This is a genomic window from Roseateles paludis (assembly GCF_039872745.1).
Classification (GTDB): Bacteria; Pseudomonadota; Gammaproteobacteria; order Burkholderiales; family Burkholderiaceae_C; genus Pelomonas; species Pelomonas paludis.
Genome location: NZ_JBDPZD010000008.1, coordinates 90,966 through 106,279 on the forward strand (window position 1 = coordinate 90,966; position 15,314 = coordinate 106,279).

Annotated in this window: 17 protein-coding genes and 1 pseudogene; 8 read left to right on the top strand and 10 right to left on the bottom strand. The window is 67.5% G+C overall.

The annotated features are described in order from the left end of the window. Nucleotides 1–15 precede the first annotated feature (15 nt). Together ABDJ85_RS19185 and ABDJ85_RS19190 are read left to right on the top strand one after the other, a co-directional pair. Nucleotides 16–993: a DUF2167 domain-containing protein gene (locus ABDJ85_RS19185; RefSeq protein WP_347706416.1), complete on the top strand. Its 978-nt coding sequence runs from the start codon at nucleotides 16–18 to the stop codon at nucleotides 991–993. After that, nucleotides 990–1,700 carry a site-2 protease family protein gene (locus ABDJ85_RS19190; RefSeq protein ID WP_347706417.1) on the top strand — a complete coding sequence of 237 codons (711 nt, stop codon included), beginning with the start codon at nucleotides 990–992 and terminating at the stop codon, nucleotides 1,698–1,700. The genes ABDJ85_RS19185 and ABDJ85_RS19190 overlap by 4 nt, the downstream gene beginning before the upstream one ends. Nucleotides 1,701–1,736: 36 nt before the next feature. Here ABDJ85_RS19190 and ABDJ85_RS19195 read toward each other — a convergent pair whose 3' ends face one another. Together ABDJ85_RS19195 and ABDJ85_RS19200 are read right to left on the bottom strand one after the other, a co-directional pair. Next, nucleotides 1,737–2,894, bottom strand: coding sequence for a calcium-binding protein (locus ABDJ85_RS19195; RefSeq protein WP_347706418.1), 1,158 nt, complete (start codon nucleotides 2,892–2,894; stop codon nucleotides 1,737–1,739). Nucleotides 2,895–2,912: 18 nt separating this feature from the next. Further along, entirely contained in the window at nucleotides 2,913–3,737 is an 825-nt protein-coding gene (locus tag ABDJ85_RS19200; RefSeq protein WP_347706419.1) for a calcium-binding protein, read from the bottom strand. Nucleotides 3,738–3,950: 213 nt separating this feature from the next. Here ABDJ85_RS19200 and ABDJ85_RS19205 point away from each other — a divergent pair, with 213 nt between their 5' ends. Beyond that, nucleotides 3,951–4,865, top strand: coding sequence for a DMT family transporter (locus ABDJ85_RS19205; protein WP_347706420.1), 915 nt, complete (start codon nucleotides 3,951–3,953; stop codon nucleotides 4,863–4,865). Here the strand turns inward: ABDJ85_RS19205 and ABDJ85_RS19210 are convergent, their stop codons facing one another. Both ABDJ85_RS19210 and ABDJ85_RS19215 read right to left on the bottom strand, forming a co-directional pair. Beyond that, nucleotides 4,866–5,489 carry a tetratricopeptide repeat protein gene (locus tag ABDJ85_RS19210; protein WP_347706421.1) on the bottom strand — a complete coding sequence of 208 codons (624 nt, stop codon included), beginning with the start codon at nucleotides 5,487–5,489 and terminating at the stop codon, nucleotides 4,866–4,868. It abuts the gene before it with no gap. 32 nt (nucleotides 5,490–5,521) lie between these two features. Then, nucleotides 5,522–5,797: a DUF2277 domain-containing protein gene (locus ABDJ85_RS19215; RefSeq protein WP_347706434.1), complete on the bottom strand. Its 276-nt coding sequence runs from the start codon at nucleotides 5,795–5,797 to the stop codon at nucleotides 5,522–5,524. Nucleotides 5,798–5,840: 43 nt separating this feature from the next. Between ABDJ85_RS19215 and bla the strand changes: the two genes are divergently transcribed. Beyond that, complete coding sequence (gene bla / locus ABDJ85_RS19220) at nucleotides 5,841–6,728, top strand: subclass B3 metallo-beta-lactamase (RefSeq protein ID WP_347706422.1); 888 nt, start codon at nucleotides 5,841–5,843, stop codon at nucleotides 6,726–6,728. Then, nucleotides 6,725–7,126, top strand: coding sequence for a GFA family protein (locus ABDJ85_RS19225; RefSeq protein WP_347706423.1), 402 nt, complete (start codon nucleotides 6,725–6,727; stop codon nucleotides 7,124–7,126). The genes bla and ABDJ85_RS19225 overlap by 4 nt, the downstream gene beginning before the upstream one ends. A 3-nt stretch (nucleotides 7,127–7,129) precedes the next feature. Here the strand turns inward: ABDJ85_RS19225 and ABDJ85_RS19230 are convergent, their stop codons facing one another. Beyond that, entirely contained in the window at nucleotides 7,130–7,765 is a 636-nt protein-coding gene (locus ABDJ85_RS19230) for a LysE family translocator (protein ID WP_347706424.1), read from the bottom strand. A gap of 22 nt (nucleotides 7,766–7,787) precedes the next feature. Further along, on the bottom strand, nucleotides 7,788–8,498 hold the full coding sequence (locus ABDJ85_RS19235; protein ID WP_347706425.1) for a ThuA domain-containing protein: 711 nt from the start codon (nucleotides 8,496–8,498) through the stop codon (nucleotides 7,788–7,790). Between the two features lie 251 nt (nucleotides 8,499–8,749). Here ABDJ85_RS19235 and ABDJ85_RS19240 point away from each other — a divergent pair, with 251 nt between their 5' ends. Beyond that, on the top strand, nucleotides 8,750–9,550 hold the full coding sequence (locus ABDJ85_RS19240) for a substrate-binding periplasmic protein (protein WP_347706426.1): 801 nt from the start codon (nucleotides 8,750–8,752) through the stop codon (nucleotides 9,548–9,550). A gap of 27 nt (nucleotides 9,551–9,577) precedes the next feature. Here ABDJ85_RS19240 and ABDJ85_RS19245 read toward each other — a convergent pair whose 3' ends face one another. From ABDJ85_RS19245 to ABDJ85_RS19255, 3 genes are all read right to left on the bottom strand, one after another. Next, nucleotides 9,578–10,363: a nucleotidyltransferase domain-containing protein gene (locus tag ABDJ85_RS19245; protein WP_347706427.1), complete on the bottom strand. Its 786-nt coding sequence runs from the start codon at nucleotides 10,361–10,363 to the stop codon at nucleotides 9,578–9,580. An 11-nt stretch (nucleotides 10,364–10,374) separates the two neighbouring features. Beyond that, nucleotides 10,375–12,576 carry a heavy metal translocating P-type ATPase gene (locus ABDJ85_RS19250; protein ID WP_347706428.1) on the bottom strand — a complete coding sequence of 734 codons (2,202 nt, stop codon included), beginning with the start codon at nucleotides 12,574–12,576 and terminating at the stop codon, nucleotides 10,375–10,377. 73 nt (nucleotides 12,577–12,649) lie between these two features. Then, nucleotides 12,650–13,648 (bottom strand): hypothetical protein, encoded by a 999-nt coding sequence (locus ABDJ85_RS19255; RefSeq protein WP_347706429.1) that lies wholly within the window; start codon nucleotides 13,646–13,648, stop codon nucleotides 12,650–12,652. A gap of 122 nt (nucleotides 13,649–13,770) precedes the next feature. Here ABDJ85_RS19255 and ABDJ85_RS19260 point away from each other — a divergent pair, with 122 nt between their 5' ends. Both ABDJ85_RS19260 and ABDJ85_RS19265 read left to right on the top strand, forming a co-directional pair. After that, nucleotides 13,771–13,983, top strand: coding sequence for a heavy-metal-associated domain-containing protein (locus ABDJ85_RS19260; RefSeq protein WP_347706430.1), 213 nt, complete (start codon nucleotides 13,771–13,773; stop codon nucleotides 13,981–13,983). Beyond that, complete coding sequence (locus tag ABDJ85_RS19265; protein ID WP_347706431.1) at nucleotides 13,980–15,002, top strand: acyltransferase family protein; 1,023 nt, start codon at nucleotides 13,980–13,982, stop codon at nucleotides 15,000–15,002. The genes ABDJ85_RS19260 and ABDJ85_RS19265 overlap by 4 nt, the downstream gene beginning before the upstream one ends. Before the next feature lie 68 nt (nucleotides 15,003–15,070). Here the strand turns inward: ABDJ85_RS19265 and ABDJ85_RS19270 are convergent. After that, nucleotides 15,071–15,314 (bottom strand): annotated as a pseudogene (locus tag ABDJ85_RS19270) (hypothetical protein); the annotation flags it as partial.

The following is a 15,314-nucleotide window of genomic DNA, read 5'->3' on the forward strand; positions in this document are numbered from 1 at the left end:
TTTGGGGAGAGCACGATGACAACGACGAGTCGCTGGCGCGCTTTGGCGCTGGGCCTCACGCTGGCTTTGCAGGGCCTGGTGATCACGCCGGTGCAGGCAGCCGAAGACCCCGCCTGGGCCGAGGCCAAGAAGGTCGCCTTGGCTGGCCCCACCGACGTGCCTCTGGCCGGCCAGGCCACCTTGCACCTACCGGCGGACCGCGTCTTCATCCCTCAGCCCCAAGCGGGTGCCTTGATGCGTGCCATGGGCAATCCCGGCGACCACTCCGACCTGGCGGGGCTGGTCTTTCCGCAGGGCAACGGTGATTGGTTCGCCACGCTGCGCTTCATCTCCTCGGGCTATGTGAAGGATGGCGATGCCAAGGAATGGAAGGCAGACGAATTGCTGTCGTCCTTCCGTGAAGGTACCGAGGCCGCCAACGCCGAGCGCGAAAAGATGGGCGTGAGCCCGCTGGAAATCATCGGCTGGGCGCAGCCCCCGGCCTATGACGCCACCACGCATCGGCTCGTCTGGGCCATGAAGTCGCGCCACAAGGGCAGCACGGACGACAGCGAGCTGGGCGTCAACTACAACACCTACGCGCTGGGCCGCGAAGGCTACCTGAGCCTGAACTTCGTGACCGCGCTGAAGGACCTGCCGGCTGAGAAGCCGGTAGCCGCGCAACTGCTCTCGTCGCTGGAGTTCTCGTCCGGCAAGCGTTACGAAGACTTCAACGAGTCGACCGACCATGTGGCCGAGTACGGGCTTGCCGCCCTGGTGGTGGGCGTGGGTGCCAAGAAGCTGGGCCTGCTGGCCGTGGCCTTCGCCTTCATTGCCAAGTTCTTCAAGCTGTTTGCCATCGCGGCCTTTGCTATTGGGGCCGGCGTGATGAAGCTCTTCAAGCGCAAGAAGCCCGAGGCAGCGGTGACCGCCGAGGCCGCTCCAGCCGCCCAGGCCGCCGAGGCGCCCGAAGTTCCCAAAGTGCCCGAGGCGAAGGAACAGCCTCCGAAGTGACCAAGCTCCTGCTGCTGCTCCTGTCGGGCGCCAAGCTCGGCAAGCTGCTGACCACCGGCGGCAGCATGCTCATTTCGGTGGTGGTTTACGCCTTCATCTACGGCTGGCGTTATGCGGTCGGCTTCATCGCGCTGCTGTTCGTGCACGAGATGGGGCACTACCTGGCCGCTCGGCGAAAGGGTCTCAAGGTGGGCGCGCCCACCTTCATCCCCTTCGTCGGCGCCTGGGTCGAGCTGAAGGACCAACCCCACGATGCCGAGACCGAGGCCTACGTTGGGCTTGCCGGGCCGCTGCTCGGCACCGTGGGCGCCAGCGTCACCTACCTGATGGCGCGCAGCTGGGGCGTTGATTGGCTGCTGGCCGTGGCCTACAGCGGCTTCTTCCTGAACCTGTTCAACCTGATCCCGCTGTCGCCCTTCGACGGCGGCCGCATCACCGCCGTGCTGTCGCCGCGCTTGTGGCTGCTGGGCGCTCCGATGCTGGTGGCGTTGTTCTACTGGCACCCCAGCCCGATGCTCATCCTGATGGCCATCCTGGCCTGGCCGCAGCTCATCAAGGCCTGGCGATTCAAGGCAGACAGCCCGGAAGCCCAGGCCTACTACCAGGTGCGCGACGCCGTGAAGTGGGAGTACGGCACCGCCTACCTCGCGCTGGCAGGCTACCTGGCCGTGATGGCGCACGACGTGCACGAGATGCTGGGCCGATAGGGCGCAGAGGGCCAGCGGCCCCCTGCGCCTTTGCGGTCAGAGCATGAGGTCGCTCGCCGTCAGATTGATGTTGCCGATCAGCTGGATCTGGAAGTCGTACTGACCGTCGCCGTTGACGTCGCCATACACAGCCGTCATGTCGCCGACATGCCGAATCCAGAGGTCGCCCGCCTTGGGAGTTGGGTTGTACGAGACCTCGCCAAGGAAGTTGAACTTCTGGTACCCGGCGACCGTGCTGTTCGCATCCATCGTGGTGAAGTCGAGTTTGTCCTCACCGTGCGTGAAGTCCAGGATCCGATCGAGATACGCGCCGGAGGAGTCCTGCACGTTGTAGTAGCCGAAGCGGTCCATGCCCGCACCCCCGGTGAGTTCGTCGTTGCCGCCCCCGCCGATGATGTAGTCGTTGCCCGTGCCGCCAGCGATGACGTCCTGGTACTGACCGCCCTGGATGATGTCGTTGCCGGCGCCACCGTCGAGCTGGTTGGTATCACCACCGCCGTTCAGGTAGTCGTCGCCGTCATTGCCGTAGAGCTTGTCCTTGCCCTCGCCACCGTAGAGGTTGTCGTTGCCGGCACCGCCGATGAGGGTGTCCACGCCGTTGCCACCAAACAGGCCGTCGTTGCCGTCACCGCCCTCCAGGGTGTCGTCGCCGTTGCCGCCGTCGAGATGGTCGTTGCCACCGAAGCCCCTCAGGGTGTCATTGCCACCCTTGCCGAGGATGCTGTCGTCGGTCTTGTCACCGCCGCCGATGGTGTTGTTGCCCTCATTGCCCCACTCCTGGGCCTTGGCGGCTGAGCCTGAGTAGTACAGGTTCTCGACGTTGTCCTGCAGGAAGGTGCTGGTGGCCCAGGTGTACACCGTGTCGGTGCCAGCACCGGCCGCTTCGCCCACACCCCAGCCGTGGAAGGAGCCGATGTCGGAGCCGTAGTAGCCGTTGTCGGTGTGCAGTTCGTATTTGTCGTTGCCTTGCCCGCCCTGCAGGGTGGCGTGGTCGCCCGACACCTCGATCAGGATGTCGTTGCCGTTGCCACCTTCGAGGGTGTCTTCGTAGCCTTGCATCCCGGCGATTCGCGCCTGGTTCGCGTTGGCGGTCTCGCGGGAGTAAAGCGTGTCGTTGCCGTCGCCGCCCAGCAGGTGATCGCCTTCGTTGGTGCCGACGATGACGTTGTCCAGTGCGTTGCCGGTGACCTTCACATGCTCCAGAGAGGCCGTCTACAGGGCGGCAGCCGGGGTCCGCCGGGCGGTCAGGTCCTCGACGTTGGCGGGGATCGTGTAGTTGGTCATCTCGTTGAAGAACGAGGACCCGAGGTAGATCTTGTCGTGGCCTTCGCCAGCGTTCTCAGTGACCGTGGGCACGGCGTCGTCCACCAGCACCGAGCTGGAGACACGCCGGAAGTAGTAGGTGTCGTCGCCAGTGCCACCGGACATCTTGGTCGCCCCCAGCCAAGCGCCGGGGCCATAGGTGTCCAGGATGTCATTGCCCGCGCCGCCGATCAGCGTGTTGTTGCCGCCGCCAGCAAACAGCTGGTCGTTGCCATCGCCACCGTCCAGGGTGTCGTCGCCGTAGCCACCGTCGAGCTTGTCATCGCCGATGCCGCCATACAGCTTGTCGGCACCGTCGCCGCCACTGAGCGTGTCGTTGCCGGCCTCACCCCAGATGACGTCGTCGCCGGTGTAGCCCTCGATCGTGTCGTTGCCATCGGCGGCGGAAACCCAGTCGTCGCCAGACCCGGTATTCACGGTGTCGTTGCCGGCTCCGGCGTAAATCTTGTCGTTGCCCGCATGCCCGTAGATCGCGTCATCCCCGGCTTCACCGTAGAGGGTGTCGTTGCCGTCTTCGCCGCGGATCAGGTCATTGCCGTTCCCGCCGTAGATCCAATCGTCGCCGTCGCCGCCGGAGAGCTCGTCGTCTCCGTCGTAGCCGTAGATGGTGTCGCTGCCACCGGTGCCTTTGATGATGTCCTTGATGTTCTTGCCGTAGAAGCTGCTCATGATCGATTCCTGGTTGGTGCTGCCGGGCGTTTGCATCGAGACCATCTCGGGCAGTGCTTCCGGAGTGACGCCAGTGTTGGCAGCGCATGTCTCAGTCCCGCTTCATCCGAAGTTGCATTTGTTTCAGGCGCTACGAATCCGTCTCAACGTTGAGCAGCCTCGCGGCTTTGGGCCTGGCAAGGCACGCACCGCAACTGAAACCCACCCTCGCCCAGCGCAGAAAGCTACAAAGCCCCCAACGCTGGCACCATGCCTCGCATGGCCACTGCCCACACCACTGCTGAGAACACGCCCGCCCTGACCTGGACCGGCTTCACGCTCGCGCTGCTGGGTGCCATCGCGTTCTCGGGCAAGGCCATCATCATCAAACTGGCCTACCGGCATGGGGTGGACGCGGTGGCGCTGCTGATGTGGCGCATGCTTCTGGCGCTGCCGATGTTTTTGCTGCTGTCGTGGTGGGCGGGGCGTGGCCAGCCCAAACTCACGGCGCGGGACTGGCGGGACATCGGGCTGCTGGGCTTCACGGGCTACTACCTGGCGAGTTACCTCGACTTCGCGGGCCTGCAGACCATCTCGGCCAGCCTGGAGCGGCTGATCCTCTACCTCAACCCAACCATGGTGCTGCTCATCGCGGTGCTGCGCATGGGGCAGCGCATCAGTGGCCGCCAGGTGGTGGCGCTGCTGCTGAGCTACGCGGGCATGCTGGCGGTGTTCGGGCACGAGCTGCACTTTGAAGGCCAGGGCACGGTGCTGGGCAGCGTGCTGGTGTTTGGCAGTGCCATCAGCTACGCCGTCTACCTGACGCTCTCGGGCAGCGTGGTGCAGCGCCTGGGTGCGCTGCGGCTCACGGGGCTGGCGACAACGGTGGCGTGCGTGCTGTGCATAGCGCAGTTCTTTGTGCTGCGGCCTGCAGCAGAGGCCCTGGTGCCGATGCCGGTGGTGTGGCTCTCGCTGCTCAACGCCACGGCCTGCACCTTTGCGCCGGTGCTGATGGTGATGCTGGCCATCGCGCGCATCGGCGCCCCGATGACCAGCCAGATCGGCATGGTGGGCCCGATGAGCACGCTGCTCATGGGCATCTTCATCCTGGGCGAGCCCTGGAATGCCTGGATCGGCGTGGGGACGCTGCTGGTGCTGGCGGGTGTGGCCTGGCTGGCCCAACTTAGACGCTGATCAACGAGCCTCTTTCCAGGGCTTGCCCGACATCACACCGGCCGCCACGCGCTCAGCCCACAGCGCCGCCTGTTGCGGCTGCGGCGCAAAGCCCTCGGCACCTTGGGTGTAGAGCAATCGCAGTGCGCGCTGCGAGTCCAGGTGGCCCTGGGCGGCTGAGAGCAACCACCATTGCTCGGCCCGCCGCGCGTCCTTCGGAACACCCATGCCGTCCAGGTACATCCGCCCCAACGCGAACTGGCCCATGAAGTGCCCCTGCTGCGCGCAGCGCCCAAACCATTGCGCAGCCTGTGCCGGGTCACGCGCGGTGGCCTGCCCGATGAGGTGCATGTAGCCGAGGTTGCACTGCGCCACGGCCAGGCCTTGTGCAGCAGCGAGGCGGTAGTAGGGCAAGGCTTTGTCGGGCTGCTCAGCGCCATAGGTGGCACCCACCTGGTTCTGCGCGTGCTTGTCGCCCGCATCGGCCTGAGCCTTGAGGGCGTTGAAGCTCAGGCCCTTGTCGACCTTGCTGTCGTAGAGGCCGGGCATGGGGCGCACGTCTGAGGGCGACAGCAGCAGAGGGCTGGACTGGCAGGCCACCAGCAGGGCAAGGGCAGGCGCCAGGCGCCACAGGCGAGAAGACATCAGGGCTTTCAAAGCAAACAACGAAGCCGCGACTATCGCTCCACCGGGAAGCGCAGGGCCGAGCGGGCCTTGGCCTTGGCAGCCTCCACCTCTCGGTCGCGCGGCGGGGCTTGCGTCACCAGCTCGGCCATCAGGCGGCGCGTCACGGCGGCAATCTCTTCGACCGCCGCATTGAAGGCCGCCTCATTGGCCTTGGACGGCACGGCAAAACCGCTGAGCTTGCGCACGAATTGCAGCGAAGCATCGCGGACCTCCAGCTCGGTGGCGGGCGGCGCGAAGTTGAAGAGGGTCTTGATGTTGCGGCACATGGGCATGGCGGAGTCGGGGCCGGGCGCCCAGAATACGGCCACCATGCCAAACCGCCTCCGCTCGCTTCTCGCCCTCGTGCTCTCCGCCGGCTGCCTCAGCGCCCAGGCCGCCGAGCCCCTGCCTCAGCTGCAAGGCTGGCAGGTGCCACCCGCCTGGCTCACGCCCATCACGCCGGTGCAGATCAGCGACCACGTCTGGCAGTTGGGCGTAGCGGGCATCACCACCCTGCTCTTCAAGACCGAGGCCGGGGCGGTGCTGATCGACGGCGGCATGCCGCAGGCGGCGCCCTTGATCCTTGACCACCTCAAGCAGCTTGGCGTGGCGCCGAGCGAGGTCAAGCTGCTGCTGCACAGCCACGCGCATGCCGACCACGTGGGCAGTACCGCCGCGCTGCAGCGTGCCACCGGCGCCGTGGTGGTGAGCAATGCCGAGTCCGCCGTGCTGATGGCCCGCGGCGGCTACAACGACCTCCACTACGGCGACAGCATCGTCTTCCCGCCCGTCACCGCCACGCGCCTGCTGCAGGACCGTGAGGTGGTGCAGCTGGGGTCTTTGCGCCTGCAGGTGTGGTTCACGCCCGGCCACACGCCCGGCAGCATGAGCTGGACCTGGACCGACACCCGCGCCGGCAAGACGACCCGCATGGCCCTGGTGGACAGCCTCACCCTGCCGGGCTACCGCCTGCTGCAAAGCGCCATCTACCCGCGCATCGTCGAAGAGTTCCAGCGCGGCCTCGCCGCCATCCGCGAGATGCCCTGCGACCTGCTGCTCACGCCCCACCCCGACATCAGCGGCTGGCAGTTCGACAAGCCCGCCAGCCCGCACCCCGAGCCACTGAGCTGCGCCGCCTATGCCGACCGCGCCGAGGCCAATATGCGCAAACAGTTGGAGGCGCAGCGGGCCGCCGCCGCAGCTGAACGCCGCCCGTGATCAAGCAGATCGGCCCCACCGCCATCCAGGAATGGCACCGCGCCAGCTGCCACTGCGGCGCCGTCGTGCTGCGCCTGCACCTGCCCGATGGCATCGTCGACCCGCGCCGCTGCGACTGCTCGATCTGCCGCCGCAAAGGCGCCATCGTGGCCTCGGTTCCGCTCGATGGCATCGAGGTCGTGCAGGGCCAGGAGCAACTGCGGGTCTACGAGTTCAACACCCGCACCGCCAAGCACTACTTCTGCGGCGTCTGCGGCATCTACACCCACCACCAGCGCCGCTCCAACCCGACGCAATACGGTTTCAATCTGGGCTGCCTCGACGGCGTCAACCCCTTCGACCTGGAGAGCGCCGTGCCGACCCGGGACGGGGTCAACCACCCGGCAGACCGGTCCTGACGCTCAGGCCGCGCGCCCGCGCAACTCCACCACTGCCGCAACCAGCAGCTTGACGCCATAGATGCCCACCAGGGCGCCCGAGATGCGGGTGAGCCGCGCGTGGTGGCGCAGGTAGGCGGCCTGCACGCGCGGCCGCGAGAGCAGCACGGCCAGCGAGCCGTGCCACAGCACCGAGTTGGCATACACCAGGGCCACGGCCGCCAGCACCAGGCCGGGCGCCGGCTGCGCTGGCAAGGCCGTGGCAAACACGCTGCCGTAGAACAGCGCGATCTTGGGGTTGAGCGCGCTCGTCACAAAGCCCGCGCGGAACGCCGCCACGCGCCCCATCACCGGCGCCACCGACGCGGTGCCAGCTTGGCCGCCCGCACGCCACAGCTTCCAGGCCAGGTGCAGCAGATAAAGGCCCCCTGCCACCTGCGCCACCTGGCGCAGCAGCGGGTGGGCGCTGAACACCACGCCCACGCCGGCCACCGCAAGGCTCGCCCACACCAGGGTGGCCGTCGTCATGCCCACCACGGCAGCCACCGCCGCAGCCCGGCTGCCGCTGGCCGCGAGCTGGCCGACGAGCACGAAGTTGAAGCCCGGGATCACCAGCACCGCCCAGTGCAGCACGGCAATGGCGATGAGGGAACTCAGCATGGTCGGGACCTTTCAGGCTTCGTCAGTCGGCGCTGAAGCCCTTGCCCGTGGCGGCCCAGTAGATGCCGCCAAACAGGTGGTGCAGGAAGCGCTCGTCCATGTAGGTGCCAGGCAGGTGCCCCAGCGCCGTGTAGAAGCTGCGCCCGCCCTCGAAGTGCTGGTACCAGCTGATGGGGTGCTGTGCGCCCATGCCCTGGCCCTTGACCCCACCCCAGTTGGTCGAGGCGTCGTAGGTGCGCTCATCCACGCACAGCAGCACCTTGAGGTCGCCGCTCAGCGCCGGCCCGAACTCGTGCCACTCCTCGGTGAACAAGAAGCGCTTGGGAAAGCGGTCCATGCCCGGGAAGTTGCGCTCGTTCACCATCAGCGTGGCCGTCTGGTTGGCCGGATGCGCCTTGAACATGCGGCCCAGCAGCTTCATGTACCAAGGCCAGTTCTTCTCGGTGTCGTCCGCGCTGTGCACACCCACAAAGCCGCCGCCGGCCCGGATGTAGCGCTGGAAGGCCGCCTTCTGCTCGTCGTTCAGGATGTCGCCCGTCGTCGAGAGAAAGATCACTGCCTGGAACTTGGGCAACTCCTTGTCATTCATCACCCGCCCGGCGTCTTCCGTCCAGAACACACCGAAGTCATGCATCTGGCCCAGCTTGCGGATGGCCTCCACCCCGGCCGGGATGGACTCGTGATGCCAGCCGCCGGTCTTGCTGAAGACCAGGACCCTGAACTGTTCGGCCATTGCCGACGACGCGAAGCACCCTAGGCACAGGCAGAAAACGACATGTCGAAGTAGCGATGACACCGGCAAGCTCCTGGTCGGACCATTCAAAGCCAGGATGATCCCACCACGCAGGCAACCGCCTCGGAAAGCCAACTTTCTCGCATAGCTCGCCATTCGAGCGGCATTTGCCTGGCGAGGGATGCCCGCCGGGCCGGAGCGCATCGCAGAATGAGACGCCGCGTCAGGTGTCGCGGCATGGGGAGAACACGATGACGCTCAAGCGCCTTCTCGCTGGCATCGCTCAAGCCTTGGCGCTGCTCGGGCTGCCAGCGCTGCCTGCCGCAGCGCAGTGCAAGCGCGTCGTGCTGTCCGCCAACCCCGACTACCCGCCCTACCACTGGGCCGAGGGAGACCGCATCGTGGGTGCCAGCATCGCGCTCACCGGGCGCATGCTGGACGAACTGGGCGTGCCCTGGGAGGCGCGCTTCGTTGGGCCCTGGCCTCGGGTGCTCAAGCTGGCCGAGCAAGGGCAGATCGACCTCATCGTCAGCCTCAAGCCCACCCCTGAACGTGAGGCCTTCCTCGCCTTCACGCAGAGCCCGGCCTTCCCCAACCCCATGGCTGTCTTCACGGTCAAGGCCCAGTCCTTCAAGTTCGAGAGCTTCTCCGATCTGATCGGCAGGCGCGGGGGGCGCACGGCCGGCGACCGCTTCGGCGAGGCCTTCGATCGCTTCGCCGAGCAGTCGCTCAAGCTGGAGGACGGGCTCAGCCTGGGCCACAACTTCCAGAAGCTGCTGGCAGACCGCGTGGACTATGTGGTGACCGGGCTCTACACCGGCCGCGCCCAGTTGATCCGCGAAGGCCTGGCCGATCGCATCGCGCCCCTGCCCCGCTTGGTCAACGAGGGTTTCATCCACCACGGATTCGTTCGTCGCAGCCCCTGCGTGGCCCTGCTCGAAGCCGTGGACGCCCGCCTCGCTGCCGCCCGCAAGTCCGGCCTCGATCGCCGGCTGCTGGAGGAGGCGCTGCTGGAGTGGCAGCAGCGCCCGGGGCCGGCGCCACGGCCTTAGGAAGCTAGGGCCTTTGTCGACACACCCTCAAAGGTCATCCACCGGCGCCTCATGCATCAGCCAATTCAGCTCGCTGTCGCGCATGAACTGGTTGGGCCAGTCGGTTTCTTTCTCGACCTGCCCGGCGAAGGCAAACACCTCATCTGACAGCGCCTGCGCAGCCGCCATGGTCGGCTCGGCCATCAAGGCGTCCAGCATCGCCATGAAGCCCTCGGGCTGGCGCGGGGCGCGGCGGGTTTCTTCGAGCAGCCATTTGTGAAACGGGTAGAGGCGCTCGTTCTCGTTCAGCACCACGCGGCAGGCGAAGAGCACCAACTTCTGCACGGCCAGGGTGATGAGGTACGGGTTGGCCTTTTCCAGGCCCTGGCTCAGGTACCACTTCCAGGCCAGCAACTGGCACAGGAAGCGATGGCGCCGCGCGGCCTGATCCTGCACGGGGTAGCGCGTCACGGCAGCCAGCAGGCCGGCGAGGTCCGGGACGGTGCTGTGCAGGATGCGCGCGTCCTTGAAGGCGTAGCGCGCGGGGTCGCTGCCCTTGTCACGCACTTGCGCCAGCGTGGCGAGCGACACCACCTTGCAATCGATGTAGCCGCCCTCGTACTCGCACACGTCCCAGAGGCTGAAGGTCAGCTTGCGCTCGGTCACGCGCCGCTCGAACTCGCGCTCCGTGGCCACGAGGACGATGTCAACGTCGGAGGACGGCTTGGCATAGCCATGTGCCAGCGAGCCGGCCAGCAGGATGGCGAGGAACTCGTCCTTGGGCGCGTACTGCGCCAGGAACTGGGCGATGGCGCGTTCTTGTTCCTTGGTCATGGATCAGCCTTTCAGTCGGTCAGGCGCGCCACTCGCCGCTTCAGCCACAGCGCGCTCGTCACCACGCTCACGCTGCTCGCCGCCATCGCGGCGCCGGCCAGCATCGGGTTGGCCAGGCCAAAGGCCGCCAGCGGCAGACCGACGGCGTTGTAGGCAAAGGCCCAGAACAGGTTCTGCCGGATCTTGGATTCGGTGAGCTGGGCCACGCGCAGCGCCAGGGGCACGCCGCGTGGGTCGCCGCGCATCAGGGTGAGGCCTGCCGCTTGCTGGGCCACGTCGGTGCCGCTGCCCATGGCGATGCCGAGGTCGGCCGCGGCCAGGGCGGGAGCGTCGTTGATGCCGTCGCCCACCATGGCCACGGCCTGGCCTTGCGCATTGAGGCTGGCGCGTAGCGCTTCGATGCGGGCGGCCTTGTGCTCGGGCAGCACCTCGGCCTCAACCTCGTCGATGCCCAGTTGCGCCGCCACACGCGCGGCGGCGGCGCGGTGGTCGCCGCTGAGCAGCACGGTGCGCACACCGGCTGCATGCAGCGCCGCGATCGCGTCTTTGCTGCCGGGCTTGAGGGCATCTCCAAAGGCCAGCAGCGCCACCACGCGCGGCGTGGGCTGCAAGCAGGCGAGCCAGCTCTGGCTGTGGCCTTGCTGCTCGGCGGCTTGCGAGGCATCGGTCAGGGGCGCCAGATCCACGCCCAGCTCCTGCATCCATCGCGCACTGCCCAAGCGCCACTCCTGCCCGGCGATGCGCCCCGCCATGCCGCGCCCGGCATGCGCCTGCAATGCCTCGGCTGAGATGGCAGGTAAGCCCTCGGCCGCGCTGAGCACGGCTTTGGCCAACGGGTGCTCGCTGCCGCGTTGCAGGGCCGCAGCTTGCGCCAAGGCTTCATCCCGCGCCACACCGGCTGCCGGCGTGAAAGCCATCAGCCGGGGCTGGCCTTCGGTCAGCGTGCCGGTCTTGTCAAAGGCCACGACGCGCACGCGCGGCGCCACGTCGAGCACATCGGGGTCGCGGATCAGGATGCCGCGCCGTGCGGCCGCACCCAGGCCCACCATGATGGCGGCCGGTGTGGCCAGGCCCAGCGCGCAGGGGCAGGCGATGACGAGCACCGAGACCGCATGCACGACGGCAGCCGCCCAGTCGCCCCGCGCCAGGCCCCAGCCCAGCAAGGTCAATGCAGCGATGACCACCACCACCGGAACGAACACCGCGCTGATCTGGTCCACCCGCTTCTGCACCGCCGGCTTGCGGCCCTGCGCCGCCTGCACCAGGGCCACGATGCGCGACAGCGTGGACGCCGCGCCCACCGCGCCGGTGCGCACCAGCAGCAGCCCGCTGCCATTGACCGAGCCCCCAATCACGCGGCTGCCCGGGTGCTTGACCTGGGGCAGGCTCTCGCCGGTGAGCAAGGCTTCGTCCACCTCGCTCTCGCCCTCCTCGACCTTGCCGTCCACCGCCACGCGCTCGCCGGGGCGCACGACGACGAGGTCGCCGGGGCGCACTTGCTCAAGCGGCAGCTCAATCTCTTCAGCCCCGCGCCGCACCCGCGCCGTCGCGGGCTTGAGCGCCTGCAGCGCCCGGATGGCCTCGCTGGTCTGCCGCTTGGCGCGCGCCTCCAGCCACTTGCCAAGCAAGATCAGCGTGATCACCACCGCCGCCGACTCGAAGTAGAGGTGATGCCCGCCATGCCCCTCAGACCACAGCCACAGGCTCAGCCCGTACGCCGCCGAGGTACCCAGCGCCACCAGCACGTCCATGTTGGCGCCGCCGGCCCGCAGCGCCGCCCACGCGCCCTTGTAGAAACGCGCCCCGGCCAGGAACTGCACGGGCGTGGCCAGCAGCCATTGCCACAGCGCAGGCAGCTCCCAGTTCAAGCCCAGCGGCATCACCAGCATGGGCGCCAGCAGCGGCAGGCTGAGAGCGGCGCTCAGCCACAAGGCCCAGGGCGCTTGCAGCGCCTCGGCCGACTCGGCTGCGGTAGGCGGCTTGTCCTGCCCCACCTCAAAGCCAGCGCGGTGCACCGCAGCCGCCACCTCACCCGCCAGCTCCGGCAACGAGACCCCCGACGCCAGCTGCACACTGGCCCGCTCGGTCGCAAAGTTCACCGCCGCCTCCGCCACGCCCGGCACCTTGCCCAGCACCTTCTCCAGGCGCGTGGCACAGGCGGCACAGGTCATGCCGTCGATGGGGAGGTCGAGGGTGGCGGTGTCAGTGGGCATCCCACCACCTTAGCGCGGACGCGATGGCCGCGCTTGAGCAAGCTCAAGCTGCCGCCACGCGCAGGGGCAACGTTCAGCCACCCTTGCCCTGGCGCTTGCGCCAAGCGTTCACCACCCGTGCCGCCAGCGCCTCGGCTTCAGCGCGCTGTTCCGGCGTGAGGGGTGGCGTTGCCTCCAAGATCCTGTATTTCGCTTCAAGCTCCGCGGTGGAAGTCAGCAGTGCCTTGGCGGCCTCAGCACCCATGATCTCAACCTGGATCTGTCGCACAGCTTCATTGAATCCCTGTCGCTGGGTTTCAGTGATGCCCATCGATTGCGCATGGGCGCTGAAGGGGGTACTGAACTGAATCAAGGCCGTGAAATCACCGCCCTCCGCAACTGCAAGCAAACCGCGCTGGACCCGTTCAAGCAAGGCAGGATTGGCTACCTGCCTTCCCTCGGTCTGCAGCCACAGAAGGTAGGGCCCAGCGGCCTCCTTCTCACCGCTGTCATACGCAGCCTTGAGCAACTCGCCTTGCCGCGCCAACGTGGCCTGGTCGAAAACTTGGCAGAGGCGCTGATTGCCTTGAAACAGCTCAATCTGGCTTTCGACCGAGAGCCCCGTGATCTGCGCCACGCGCTTAACGCCGGCGTCTCCCTGGTCGCGCGCGTTGTACAAAGCCTTGACCACTTCGTCCGCCCACTTACAAGCGCCCAGCGTTTGCGCAGCCTGCAGCAATTGCTTCGGTGACGCCGGCCCTTGCAGCGCGATCTGCGTCTGCCGGATCGCGTCCGCAAAGCCTTGGCTCGAAAGCTTGGGAAGCGCCTGTACTGGAGGTTTGGAGGCTGCAACGGGTGCCGGCACTGCGCGCACTGCAGCAGGTGAGCTTGGCGGCACGGCTGGCGCCGCCGCCACATAGGCAGCTGCCACCACGGTAGCCGGCATTGCCGGTGCTGCGGCCGGCATCACCGGCTCAGCGACTGGGCGCAGCCACCACCACCCGCCCAGCGCAGCCAGCAGCAACACCGCTGCAGCAATCCACGCCAGACGGCCGCACTGCCGGCTGAACCGTATCGTTCTGAAAACTGCCACGCGACACACTCCCTGCCTGCCGTAGGAGGTCAATCCTAGCGAGCACGAACGACCTTTCTGCGACAGGTCAAACCCCGCGCCGCGACTCGTGGCAAGCTGGATGCATTGCACGGAGCACAAGCATGTCCACGACCACTCACACCTTCACCCTCCCTGACATGTCCTGCGGCGGCTGCGTCCAAAGCATCACCCGCGCCGCCCAGGCGGTGGACCCGGCTGCCACCGTGCAGGCCGACCTGCCGCAGCACCGCGTCACCGTCACCTCCAGCCAGCCGCGCGAGGCGCTGGCGCGGGCAATTGCCGACGCCGGCTTTGACGAAGCGCCCGCCGCTTGAACACCACGCCCCGGCCGGGGCTTGAGCGCAGCCGCTTCACCGAGCTCGACGGCATGCGCGGCCTGCTGGCCGTGCTGGTGATGCTCTACCACCTGGGCCTCAACAGCCAGCTGGCGCGCTGGACCGGCGGCTGGCTGCAGGGCAGCAGAACCAGCGGCTGGCTGCAAGGCAGCCAGTGGCAGCTGTGCGTGGACTTCTTCTTTGTGCTGAGCGGCTTTGTGTTGATGCACACCGGCCGTCAAAGCCACCCCTCGGTGCTGAGCTTCGCGCAGCGGCGCTGGTGGCGCCTGGCGCCGAGTCTGGCGGTCTGCACGCTGGCCGTGTGGGCGCTGGCCCCGCAGGCCTGGCCCTGGACCACGGTGCTGGCCAATCTGCTCTTGATCGCGCCGGTGCTGGGCCTGCCTTTACTCGACTCGCCCGGCTGGTCCATCAGCTACGAGTTCGTTCTGCCCGTGCTGGCACTCTGGGCCTGGCCTCGCCTGCCATGGCTGGCCCGGCTGCCCACCGCAGGCGCGCTTGCGCTGCTGCTGGCCGTGCAGGCGAGCGTGATGTGGGGCTTGGCGATGGGCCAGGCCTGGGCGGGCTCAGACCTGCTGCGCGCCTCGGTTGGCCTGCTGCTGGGCGCAGCGCTCTACCGGCACTGGCAGCACACCCCCCGCAGCCCCCACGCCACGCGCTCGACGCTGGCCCTGGCGGCCTGCATCGCCATGATGGCGCTGGCCGGCGTGGCCCCATGGGCTGCAGTGCTCTTCCCCACTGGCTGCGCCGCCGCGCTGTGGTGGGGCGCCGGCGCAAGCGGGCTCTTCTCCCGTGCCCCGTTGCAATGGCTGGGCCGACACGCCTATGCCATCTACCTGGCCCACACGCCCGTGCTGATGGCCGCCATCGACATGGTGGACGAGCCCGCCACGCGCGGGGTTGCGCCCAAGCTGGCGCTAGTGGTTGTCACGTTTGTCTTGGCGGCGCTGCTGCACCGGATGGTGGAGGCGCCGTTGATGCGCGGTGCTGGCACGCGCTAGCGGCGGTTGCCGGCGGAATCTGCGCGGGTCAGCGACCCGCCCTACTCGGCTGCAATAGCAGCAAGGCTTCACGGCCGACCCTCGTGCTCGATTTTTCTGAGCACGACATGAATCGTAGATAGATAGAAATAGAACATCCAGCTCAGCCATATGCCGGCGTCATATGAGGTGCGCTGCTTGTCGTTGTGGTGAAGCGCCCCGGGTATTGCGGAGGCCCGTTGGTTTAAGTCAGACGGGCGCGGCCTGACCAGCGCGTTGACGATGGTAGTTGGCTTCAAACTCAGCTGGCGGGACGTACCCGAGCGGCGCCAT